The sequence below is a fragment of the Ilyobacter polytropus DSM 2926 genome, from assembly GCF_000165505.1.
Classification (GTDB): domain Bacteria; phylum Fusobacteriota; class Fusobacteriia; order Fusobacteriales; family Fusobacteriaceae; genus Ilyobacter; species Ilyobacter polytropus.
The window spans coordinates 1,888,494-1,900,093 of sequence record NC_014632.1; the positions used below are offsets into that span (position 1 = coordinate 1,888,494).

Consider the following 11,600-nt stretch of genomic DNA (forward strand, 5'->3'; position numbering starts at 1 on the left):
ACTATAGTAAAATTCCTTTTTTTTTGATAAGCTAGAGAATAATATTATTATTTTTATTGACTCTTAGTATGACTAGATACAAACTATATTCCAATTAATTTTTTATATAAAATAAATATTCATATACAAACAATTATTAAAGGAGGCTTTTTTTTATGAATTATTCAAGTAGAGTCAAAGATTTAAAAACCTCTCCAATAAGGAAACTTTTACCTTTTTCAATAGAGGCAAAAGCAAAGGGAAAAAAAATTTATCACCTGAATATCGGTCAACCTGATATAAAAACACCAGAATCTTTTTTTACATCTATAGCAAATGCAAAACAAGAGGTCTTAGCATATTCAAATTCTCAAGGAGATCCTGACCTTATACAGGCAACTATTGATTATTATAAAACTTACAACATGGAATTTGAAAAGGATGAAATACTGATCACTAACGGAGGAAGTGAAGCTCTTCTTTTCGCTCTTATATCTACGTGTGATCCAGGAGATAATGTTATTATTCCAGAACCGTTTTATTCCAGCTATACAGGTTTTGGATCTATAGTAAATATAGAGGTTTCTCCAGTTACAACAAAGGCTGAAAATGGATTCAGACTTCCTACAAAGGAAGAAATGGCTAAATCTATAAACAAAAAAACAAAGGCAATTGTTATTTCTAACCCTGGAAATCCTACTGGTGTTATCTATACAAAAGAAGAGATCCAAACCCTTGCAGAATTAGCAGTAGAACATGATCTTTTTATAATATCAGACGAAGTATACAGAGAGTTTGTTTATGACGGTGAATATACAAACTTTAACGACATAGAAGAGGTTAAAGATAGAGTTATCATCGTAGACAGTATCTCAAAGCGTTACAGTGCATGTGGTGCCAGAATAGGATCTGTTGCCAGTAAAAATAAGGAACTCATGGCACTTATGCTAAAGTTGTGTCAGGGAAGGCTTTGTGCACCTACACTTGAGCAGATAGGAGCTACGGAACTTTATAAAACACCTTCAAGCTATTTTGAAAAAGTCAATGCTGAGTATAAAAGAAGAAGAGATGTTCTTTACAACGGCTTAAAAGATATAGACGGAGTAATCTGCCACAAACCTGCCGGAGCATTCTACACCATTGCAAAACTTCCAATAGAGAGTGCAGAAGATTTTGTTATATTTATGCTAAAGGAGTTTGAATTAGACGGTGAGACAGTTATGATGGCCCCAGCAGAAGGATTCTATTCCACTCCTGGAATGGGTAAAGATGAAGTTAGACTGGCATATGTATTAAACGAGGAAGATCTTAAAAAAGCACTTAAAATTTTAAAAGCAGGACTTGAAAAATACAAATCTATTAAAAACTCTCAAAAATAATTGTAAGCAAAAATTTTACAAACCAATATAAAAACACATCAATATTATATAAATCTTTAAACTTAGACAATCTGACAAATCACAAAAGGGCTTCTTTTCAGAAGCCCTTTTGTATATAAATCAATTTTAAATTAATATGTTACTTTATAATTTTTACTATTTTTTTCTTTCCTGCTCTTACTACCATTCCATCCTCTATCTTTATTACTGCCTTTAAATCTTTTACCGCTTCATCATTGATTTTGAATCCACCTTGACTTATCAATCTTCTGGCTTCAGATGTAGATTTAAGAAACATTAGCTCTTTTACCAAAAGATCTATTGCATTTATCTCATCAGCCTCTATTTTTACCTCAGGAAGGTCTACAGCCATATTTTTGTTAGAAAACACATTTTCAAACCACTCTCTGGCCTGTTTTCCAGCTTCTTCAGAATGATATATTTTTACAATCTCTTCTCCAAGTCTTTTTTTGCAATCCATAGGGTGAATTGTCCCGTTGGCAACTCCCTCTTTTAGGGATTTAATTTCTTCTAAAGCAACATCTGTTGCAACTTCATAATAATTCCACATTAAATCATCAGATATTGACATTACCTTACCAAACATATCATTAGGAGCTTCTGTCACCCCTATATAATTCCCAAGAGACTTTGACATTTTTTCAACTCCGTCAAGCCCCACGAGAATAGGCATCATCATGCACACTTGCTGTTGCTGTCCTGCATTTTTCTGAAGATCCCTTCCTCTTAAAATATTAAATTTCTGTTCTGTGGCTCCAAGCTCCACATCTGCCTCTATAGCCACAGAATCATACCCCTGAAGAATTGGATACATGAACTCTACAAGAGATACAGGTTTTCCCTCACTTAGTCTTTTGGAAAAATCTTCTCTTTGAACCATCTGAGCAACTGTAAACTGAGAAAGAAGCTTGAGTACATCTTCAAGAGAAAGTTTCTCTAGCCAGTCTCCGTTATATACAACCTCTGTTTTTTCAAGATCAAGAATAAGTTTTACCTGCTCAAGATAAGTCTCTATATTTCTCTGTATATCTTCAGAACTAAGCATTTTTCTAGTTTCAGATTTCCCTGTAGGATCCCCTATCCTTGCAGTGAATGTCCCTATCAAGAATTTCACTCTGTGTCCTAGGTCCTGAAACTGTCTGAGCTTTCTAAGGGGAACTGCGTGACCTATATGAAGGTCCGATCCAGTAGGATCTATTCCTAGCTTTATCACTAAAGGTTTTCCTGTTTCTAAGGATTTTTTTATTTTATCTTCTAGTTCCTTTTCAGATATTATCTCCTCTACACCTCTTTTTAGGATTTCCATCTGTTTTTTTACTTCTTGTTCAATATTCATAAATATACACTCCCTTCACAATTTTTATAATTAAAAAGCCTCATAGGATGCACCTATGAGGCTTATATATACTAAACTTTCCTCAACCATAGATACAGACCCTTTTTTATCATTACAAACAAGGTCTATACTTTAAAGTACAGCCCTTTTTAATGGTAATAATAATAGTATCCGTTATAGTTGATTTTTCTATTCATTTTTTCCTCCAAAAATCAAATCCTAAGAAAGTATATCATATTATATTAAAACTCTCAAGACTTGAGTTTTTTTACATAAAGAAGGTGTTCTATACCGTGGTAATCCTCTTCTTTTTCAAATATAAAGCCTGATTTTTCAAAGGTTTTTATAGAAGCTTCATTCTCTTCCAAAATATAAGCCAAAACTATTTCTATATTTTCCGAATATAAGGTCAACTCTTTTATACCTTTTAATATAGCGGCTTTACCCATGCCTTTTCCCCTTATTGACTTTGACAGATATATACTCAGTATAGCCGTTTCTCCATCAAGCTCAAACTTTAGCTGACCCAAAAACTGTCCCCTTGAGTCCTCTAAAATATAAAGTAAAAAGTATGGAGAGTTTATCAGAAATTTATACCATTTTTTATGATTTTCCCACTCTCGTTTTTCATTTTCTGTAAAATACTTTTTCACATAGTCCCTGTGAAGATGCTCATATATTTCTGGTATATCACGCTCTTCTGCTCTTCTCAAAACAACATCTTTCAAAAAATCACCTTATCAAAATTAAACTTAAATAAATCTACCGTACAACTTTAACAGCCTTGATTATAACATATATAATTTTTTTTAACAAAAACAATATAAGCTTATATTAGTAATTCAAGGTCTTATTATTTTAATAAATATTTCCTTTCTCCACAACTATCCATTCAAAAAGAGACAAAAAAAACGCCCCTATAAAAGGGACGTAATTGTTCTATTTTACAACTATAACTTTAAATGAGTTTGTAGTTCCAACTTTGAATACTTCTTCTCCGCAAGTTGCTACAATTATATCTCCAGCTTTTGCAAGTCCTTTTGATACAGCTTCTTGCTCTACTACTGCGTAGAATTCGTCTAAAGTCATTACATTTTTTCCTACGAAAGATTCAACACCTCTTGAAAGAGCAAGCTGATTTGCAGCCTTCGTGTTGTTTGTAAGAGCCAATATGTGAGCAGTTGGGAAGTATTTTCTTAAAGCTCTTGCTGATCTTCCACTCTGTGTTCCCACAGCTATAAGTTTTGCATTCAATACCTCTGCTGCATCTACAGTTCCTTTTGCTACGGCCTCTGTTATGCTTATCTCCCCTTCAAAGTCCATGTCATATGCTGGGATCATTGAATCTGTTTTTTCAGCTATCTGTGCCATTATCTCTACAGATTCTACTGGATAACTACCTTTGGCTGTTTCTCCAGAAAGCATTACTGCATCTGTACCATCAATTATTGCATTCGCTACGTCTCCAGCCTCTGCTCTTGTAGGTCTTGGATTTTTTATCATTGAATCTAGCATCTGAGTTGCAGTTATTACCATTTTTCCGATCTCGTTACATTTATCTATCATCATTTTCTGAGCAAATGGAACTTCCTCTACTGGAATTTCTACCCCTAGATCTCCTCTGGCAACCATTATTCCATCAGACAGCTCCAATATCTCATCAAAATTATCTACACCTTCTTGATTTTCTATTTTAGAGATTATCTTTATATCTTCTCCGCCATTATCATCAAGAACTCTTCTTACTTCTCTTACGTCATCTGCCTTTCTTATGAAAGAGGCAGCTACGAAATCTACTTTTTGCTCACAACCAAATTTAAGGTCCCCTTTATCTTTCTCAGAAAGAGCAGGAAGCTGAACAGACGTTCCAGGAAGGTTTATTCCTTTATTTTCTCCAAGTTCTCCCGTATTATTTACAAGACACTTTACTTCCTTGTCTGATACTGATTTTACAGTAAGTTCTATAAGACCGTCGTCTACAAGCACTGTATCTCCTGCTTCAAGATCGTTTGCTATTCCTTCATAAGTAACAGCGACAATGTTTTTATTACCTATAACACTTTTATCAGTTGTTATTGTAAACTCCTGTCCTGCTTCAAGAGTTACGTCTTTTCCGTCTTCTAGTTTTATAGTTCTGATTTCAGGTCCTTTAGTGTCTAAAAGAATAGCTACTCTAGCTCCTGTTTCTTGATTTACTTCTCTCATAGTCTTGATTCTTTCCCCGTGCTCTTCATAGTTTCCGTGGGAAAAATTTAGTCTCATAACATTCATACCTGCGTTAACAAGATTTGTAAGCATCTCTTTACTTTCTGACTTAGGACCTATCGTACATACTATTTTCGTTTTTTTCACTTAGTGTTCCCCCTTAATAATTTTCATAATTCGACATTTCAACTTCCAAAATTTTTCTAGTTAATATATAGACTGTATTTTAAAAAATTAAATTGATTTTTAACTCACTATTAATTCAATCACCTATTCCAGTGTACATTAAATTTTATCCTTTTATACTTTTAAAGTCAAGAAACACATCGGATGATATTTAAACTTTACGAGATCAAAAAAAGACCTTTATTTTCATTTTTCGATATTTTGTTTCATATTATTTCACTTATCAATCCAATTATTGACCATACCAAGCATCAATCTTCACTTATATTATTTACTTTATATTAGAGACTTCCTTTATTAAGACAACAATATTCTTAATAAATACAAATAAAAAAGGCTGCCCATTAAGGCAGCCTATAATTATTATTTTTTAATGTTGTAAAAAGCGTTCATTCCAGCGTATATTGCAGTTTCTCCAAGTTCTTCTTCAATTCTAAGAAGTTGGTTGTACTTAGCCATTCTGTCTGATCTTGAAGCTGATCCAGTTTTGATCTGTCCAGCATTAGTTGCTACTGAGACGTCTGCGATAGTTGCATCTGCAGTTTCTCCAGATCTGTGTGATACTACTGCTGTGTATCCAGCTTTTTTAGCCATTTCGATAGCTTCTAAAGTTTCAGTTAAAGTTCCGATCTGGTTTAATTTGATTAGGATTGAGTTAGCTGATTTCTTCTCTATTCCCATTGCAAGGTACTCTGTGTTAGTTACAAATAAATCGTCTCCAACTATTTGAGTAGTCGCTCCTACTTTTTCAGTAAGTTTAGCGAATCCAGACCAGTCATTTTCGTCAAGTCCGTCTTCAATTGAAGTTATAGGATACTTTTCGATAAGACCTGCATACCATTCGATCATTTCGTCAGTTGTTCTTTTTACTCCGCCTTCTCTTTTGAAGTTGTATACTTTATTTCCATCTTCTCCACCATCGCAGAACTCAGAAGCTGCTGCATCTAGTGCTAGAGTTACATCTTTTCCAGGCTCGTATCCTGCTGCTTTGATAGCTTCAATTATGATATCAAGAGCGCCTTCAGTTCCCTCTATTTTAGCTGGAGCATACCCTCCTTCGTTTCCTACGTTTGTAGAGTCACCATTTGCTTTAAGAAGTTTTCCAAGGTGGTGGAATACTTCAGTTCCCATTCTTAATCCTTCAGCAAAAGTTTTTGCACCTACTGGCTGAACCATAAACTCTTGTACGTCTACAGCAGAATCTGCATGAGATCCACCATTTAGTATGTTCATCATTGGAAGAGGTAATTCTTTAGCATTAGTTCCTCCAAGGTATTTGAATAAAGATTGACCTAAAGCCTCAGCTGCTGCTTTTGCAGTTGCAAGAGATACTCCTAGTATTGCATTAGCTCCTAATCTAGCTTTTGTTTTAGTTCCGTCAAGGGCGATCATTACTTTATCGATGGCAACTTGCTCAGTGGCGTCCATTCCTAAGATAGCCTCTCTGATTTCAGTATTTACGTTATTTACTGCAGTAAGACAACCTTTTCCAAGGTATCTTGATTTATCTCCGTCTCTAAGTTCTACTGCTTCTCTTTCACCAGTAGATGCTCCAGATGGAACAGCTGCTCTTCCCATTGCTCCACATTCTAATCTTACATCTACCTCTACAGTTGGATTTCCTCTTGAGTCCAAAATTTCTCTAGCTTTTACGTCTACTATTGTCGTCATTCTTAAATACCTCCATACTATATTTATGATTACTATAAGATAATAACACATTTATTTTCCTTAGTAAAGACAGGGCTTTGTTCTATTTTTAATCATATGTTACTCATTAATAACCCAAAAAAAATTATGTGTTATTTCAAACTCAAACGTTCTGTTATAGTTTTATTAATCCCTGTCTAATATTCCTCCAAGAATTCCACCTGCAACAGCTCCACTTAGGAGAGTTCCTCCAGAACCTCCCCTTTCTCTAGAACTACCCATGTTTGCATAAAGTCTTTCTGCAAGTTTGGATATAGGCATACTCTGAATATAAACTCTCCCTGGGCCCTCAAGTGTTGCCAGAAAAAGTCCCTCTTTTCCAAAAAGTGCGTTTTTAAATCCCCCTACAAATCTTATATCATAGTCTACACTCCTTTCAAAACCAACTATACATCCGGTATCCACTCGAAGAGTCTCTCCAGCCTTGAGTTCTTTCTCTATGATAGATCCTCCCGCATGGACAAATGCCATACCGTCTCCCTTGAGCCTCTGAAGTATGAAACCCTCTCCACCAAAAAACCCGGCTCCCAGTTTTTTTGTAAAAGCAACATCTATGTCTATTCCATTAGCTGCACATAAAAATGAATCTTTCTGGCATATAAACTCTCCGTTAAATTTATTTAAATCTAGAGGAATTATCTGCCCCGGGTATGGAGCACTGAATCCCACTGATTTTTTTGCTTTTCCGTTATTTTTAAATGTTGTTATAAAAAAACTTTCTCCTGTGATCATTCTTTTGAAGCCTCCAAAAAGACCTCCTCCGGCCCCAGTTTGCATCTCAATTTGAGATTCCATATAAGTCATAGCTCCGGCCTCAGCCCTAACTCCCTCTCCTGGATCTAGTTCTATCTCAACAAGTTGCATGTCGTGTCCGTAAATTTTATAATCTATAACATCTGCCATACTTTTACCTCCGTTATTTTGTTTTACACCTAATCTTACACCAAAAATTATAAAATTCTCAAGAAAATAATTTTATAATTTAAAATATAAAAATAGGCCTACTAAAAAGCAGGCCTAGATTATTAATTTTCAATTATTTTTTTCAATTCTTCTTGGGATTTTATATTTAGAAGATCATACTTAACTCTGTCCTTTACTTCTTCAAAATCCGCTTTTTTATATTTCACTTCTTTTATTTTTTGGAACACATAGATTTCTCCCTGAGATTCTACAAACTGAAACTTATTAAGTTCACTTTTAAATATCTCCTTGGCAAGTTCTATTTTATATCCTAGTTCCGGGATATATCCACCCTCAGTTATTCCGGTATAGGCTTTACTAGCTACTATATTTTTTCCGCCTTTTGATACTTCTTCAAATGTCAGTTCTTTATTTTGAAGTTTATCAACTACTGATAAAGCTTCATCTTTTAACAATTTTTTAGTTTCATCAGATATTTTATTGGTAATAAGAATATGTCTGGCTTTTGCCTTAGACTCTTCTTTTTCTTCTACATATATAATATGATGTCCAAATTGTGTTTCCACTATTTCAGGATAGACTTTTCCAGATTCTCCTTTAAATACTGCATCTTCAAAAGGTTTTACCATCTGTCCTTTTTCAAACCATCCTAAGTCCCCTCCTTTTGGTCCAGAAGGTCCTTCAGAATATTTTATAGCAAGTTCTTCAAAGTTTTCAGGAGTTGCTTCTTTTAGTATCTCTTTGGCTTTTTCTAAGGCCGTCTCTTTATCTTTTTCTGAAACTTCTGCTTTAAACTCTACAATATTAGCATCACTACTTGCTGCTGTATCATAAGCCAGTTTATTTTTTTCAAAGAAATTTTTGAGTTCATCCTCACTTACTTTATAAGAATCTTTTATGTCTTTTTCAAGCTTTGTTCTGAGTCCGTAAAGCTTGTCTGTTGTAGAAAGATTCTCTTCTACTGACAATCCTCTTTTTATTGCCTCTTTTGCTATTTTTATATCCGTTTCGAAGGATTGTTTTGTCATCTCCTCTGCCTGAGTGACTTCGCCTCCTGTGGCAAATAAATTTCTGATAGTTCTGTTAGCCATATCAACATTAGTTATTACAAAACCATCTTTTTCAAGTGAAGGCTGCTCTAGATACTTCACATATTCTTCATCTACAGCTTCTAATTTCATATTCTCTTTTTCTTCATGTAAAAGGGCAGAATATTTTTCGATACCTTTTTTATCTTTCAGTTGAGCCTCTAGTTCCGGTTTAACTTCTTCGTAAGTTTTTCCGAGATATGTTCCATATTTATTTTCCTCATACTCTTCTTTTAATTCATCTTCACTAGGGATATACTGCTCTTTTATAGCTGCAATGGTCTTTTCTAAAAGCAGTCCTTCTTCGATCTCTTTTTTCAGAGTCGTTTTTGTATACCCTTGTATTTGAAGCATCCTTTTAAATTGTTCTTTGTCATTTATTGAGTTTACGATTTTATCATATTCAGCATTTATCTCTTTTTTAGGAACTTTTACCTTAAGCTTTTTCGCTATCTGCATTGTCAGTTCCTTTTCAATCACTTGATTAAAAGCGATTAAATTGCTAAGTTCTTTATCTAGATTAGCACCGAAGTATTGTTGATAAACCCCCGAAAGGTTAGTCATAGTTCTCTCTACTTTTAAAGTTTCTACTTTTTCCCCGTTGATTTTGAATGCATAACTCTGATTTCCCATTCCCATTCTGATATTTGATACAATAACCGTTAGCATAGATACAAAAAAAGCTATAGTTATCACCCAAATTATCGGCTTCATATTTTTCCTGAGTTTTCTGACAGCCATTATGTCCCCCTTAATATTTTTAGTATTTCTTCAATTATAGCAACTGATAATTCAATTTTCAATCTATTTAATAAAAAAAGGCCTAAAAGGCCTAATTTTGATCAAGTAAATTTTTCTATTATGCTTTTTGGTCAAGATTGTATTTTCTTATTTTCTCATACAAAGTTGTTCTTCCTATTCCTAGAAGTTTTGCAGTTTCCTGTTTATTCCATCTAGTCTTTTGCAGAGCAGTTGCTATTACTACCTTTTCTACCTCTGCTAGATCATATATTTCCTGTTCAAGGATATCCTTTAGAGGTCCTACACCTATAACTGTTTTATTCTCTAAAGTATCAGACTTCATCTTTATCTCTAACGGAAGATCTTCTACGCTTATTGCTTTTGTATTAGAAAGGATTACCATTCTCTCCACTATGTTCTTGAGTTCTCTGATATTTCCAGGATAAGAGTATTCCATAAGATATTTCATAGCCTCTCCAGAAATTACAGGCATCTCTCTATGAAGTTCAAGGATTATCTTGTTTAGGAAATAATTTGCAAGTAAAGGTATATCTTCCCTTCTGTCTCTTAGAGGTGGTACTTCGATTGGGAATGCCGATAGTCTGTGGTAAAGATCGCTTCTGAACTTACCTTTTTCAGTCTCCTCTTTGAGGTTTTTATTGGTAGAAACTATAAATCTGACATCTACTCTTCTTGATTTATTCCCACCAACTCTTCTAAATTCTCCATATTCTATGACTCTGAGAAGTTTTGCCTGAGACTTAAGATCCATTGCAGAGATCTCATCTAAAAATACAGTTCCTCTGTCAGTTTCTTCTAAAATTCCCCTTTTACTTGAAGATGCTCCTGGGAATGCACCTCTTTCATAACCAAATAATTCTGATTCTATAGATTCAGAAGGCAAAGAAGCGCAGTTTATTATTATAAAGTTGTTTCTTCTTCTGTCACTTTTCTTGAATATCTCTTTTGCTATAAGCTCTTTACCTACTCCGTTTTCTCCACTTATAAGTACAGTAAGGTCACTTTCAGCAACTCTCTCTACAAGATTCTTTACCTCTTTTACCTTCATAGTCTGACCGACTATTTCATTTGCCTCCTCTACATAAGAAAGCTTCTCTTCTAATTTTCTTTTTTCTTTAAGAAGTTCAAGATTTTTTAAAGCCGGAATTATTATCCTATTCATTTCTTTAAGATTTACAGGCTTTAGCAGGTAGTTATAGACATCTGCATTTTTAAGTTCATTTATTATCTCTTCTTTTTCTTCGTCTATAAGACCTACTATGACAAAGTCCTTACCTATTCCACCGAGTTTTCTTTTTACTTCTGAGAAGCTAAACCATGTCATGTACTCATCTAGTAGTACGATATCAAAATCACTTTCTCTAAGCATATCCAATCCATCTAAAAAATTATTAAATGTTATTACTTCATATTCTTCAGAAAGTTCTTTTCTTATTTGCTTAAGAGTTTCTTTTCTCTCCGAAATTGCCAAAATTGACTTTTTCATATCTATTTTTCCTCCTGAGTTGTTCTAAAATAAAGCGTTCTATTTTCGCTTGTTAGTTTTATATCTGTATTATAATAGATATTATCAATTTCTTCAATACAATTATTAAAAAAATATATAAAAATAAAACAAAGAGTTTATTTTTTGGCAGTTAAAAAAAATTAGTGTACTCCTATAGAAGGTGATTTCATGTACATTTTACGTATTAAATTATTTTAAGTATAAGTCTACAGAAGTCACAAGTATTTTAAATGTAATATAATAATCCATCGATTCTTTTTTCATTTTAAATTTTTCAATAATTTTTTCGCATCGATTCTTTTCTAAAACAGTAAAAATAATACTGTCTGTCCCTGGCCATACATGGTTGTCCAGATGCTTTTTAGTTTTCTCCCAAGAACCTTTCAGCGACGGAAAAATTGTATATTCCTCTATACCCTCTCCCGCCAAAATCCCAACAAGCTCATCCTCTAGTGAAGAGTCACATATTATTCTAAGCAACTTATACTCTTCCATATCACATC

9 protein-coding genes are annotated in these 11,600 nt (G+C 33.9%); 1 reads left to right on the top strand and 8 read right to left on the bottom strand.

The window, feature by feature from the left end; translation table 11 throughout:
• Positions 1–155 precede the first annotated feature (155 nt).
• A complete protein-coding gene (locus tag ILYOP_RS08850; protein ID WP_013388190.1) occupies positions 156–1,358 on the top strand; it encodes a pyridoxal phosphate-dependent aminotransferase in 1,203 nt (400 codons plus the stop codon).
• A gap of 139 nt (positions 1,359–1,497) precedes the next feature.
• On the opposite strand, the gene tyrS is transcribed toward ILYOP_RS08850, so the two are convergent.
• The 8 genes from tyrS to ILYOP_RS08890 all read right to left on the bottom strand — a co-directional run bounded on the left by tyrS (position 1,498) and on the right by ILYOP_RS08890 (position 11,592).
• On the bottom strand, positions 1,498–2,715 hold the full coding sequence (gene tyrS / locus ILYOP_RS08855; RefSeq protein WP_013388191.1) for a tyrosine--tRNA ligase: 1,218 nt from the start codon (positions 2,713–2,715) through the stop codon (positions 1,498–1,500).
• A 251-nt stretch (positions 2,716–2,966) separates the two neighbouring features.
• Entirely contained in the window at positions 2,967–3,443 is a 477-nt protein-coding gene (locus tag ILYOP_RS08860) for a GNAT family N-acetyltransferase (RefSeq protein WP_013388192.1), read from the bottom strand.
• A gap of 211 nt (positions 3,444–3,654) precedes the next feature.
• Positions 3,655–5,067: a pyruvate kinase PykF gene (pykF, locus tag ILYOP_RS08865; protein WP_013388193.1), complete on the bottom strand. Its 1,413-nt coding sequence runs from the start codon at positions 5,065–5,067 to the stop codon at positions 3,655–3,657.
• Between the two features lie 402 nt (positions 5,068–5,469).
• Positions 5,470–6,777, bottom strand: coding sequence for a phosphopyruvate hydratase (gene eno / locus ILYOP_RS08870; protein WP_013388194.1), 1,308 nt, complete (start codon positions 6,775–6,777; stop codon positions 5,470–5,472).
• Between the two features lie 165 nt (positions 6,778–6,942).
• Positions 6,943–7,719, bottom strand: a complete 777-nt coding sequence (locus ILYOP_RS08875) for a TIGR00266 family protein (RefSeq protein ID WP_013388195.1) — start codon at positions 7,717–7,719, stop codon at positions 6,943–6,945.
• A gap of 122 nt (positions 7,720–7,841) precedes the next feature.
• Positions 7,842–9,569, bottom strand: coding sequence for a peptidylprolyl isomerase (locus ILYOP_RS08880; protein WP_013388196.1), 1,728 nt, complete (start codon positions 9,567–9,569; stop codon positions 7,842–7,844).
• A 118-nt stretch (positions 9,570–9,687) separates the two neighbouring features.
• Positions 9,688–11,076 (bottom strand): sigma-54-dependent transcriptional regulator, encoded by a 1,389-nt coding sequence (locus ILYOP_RS08885; RefSeq protein ID WP_013388197.1) that lies wholly within the window; start codon positions 11,074–11,076, stop codon positions 9,688–9,690.
• Positions 11,077–11,286: 210 nt separating this feature from the next.
• The gene (locus ILYOP_RS08890; protein ID WP_013388198.1) at positions 11,287–11,592 is read right to left on the bottom strand and encodes a PG0541 family transporter-associated protein; all 306 of its coding nucleotides are present in this window, start codon (positions 11,590–11,592) and stop codon (positions 11,287–11,289) included.
• Positions 11,593–11,600: the final 8 nt, after the last annotated feature.

Coding starts and splice junctions, on each gene's coding strand:
- ILYOP_RS08850 (WP_013388190.1), top strand. CDS start 156: ATGAATTATTCAAGTAGAGTCAAAGATTTAAAAACCTCTCCAATAAGG.
- tyrS (WP_013388191.1), bottom strand. CDS start 2,715: ATGAATATTGAACAAGAAGTAAAAAAACAGATGGAAATCCTAAAAAGA.
- eno (WP_013388194.1), bottom strand. CDS start 6,777: ATGACGACAATAGTAGACGTAAAAGCTAGAGAAATTTTGGACTCAAGA.
- ILYOP_RS08875 (WP_013388195.1), bottom strand. CDS start 7,719: ATGGCAGATGTTATAGATTATAAAATTTACGGACACGACATGCAACTT.
- ILYOP_RS08880 (WP_013388196.1), bottom strand. CDS start 9,569: ATGGCTGTCAGAAAACTCAGGAAAAATATGAAGCCGATAATTTGGGTG.
- ILYOP_RS08885 (WP_013388197.1), bottom strand. CDS start 11,076: ATGAAAAAGTCAATTTTGGCAATTTCGGAGAGAAAAGAAACTCTTAAG.
- ILYOP_RS08890 (WP_013388198.1), bottom strand. CDS start 11,592: ATGGAAGAGTATAAGTTGCTTAGAATAATATGTGACTCTTCACTAGAG.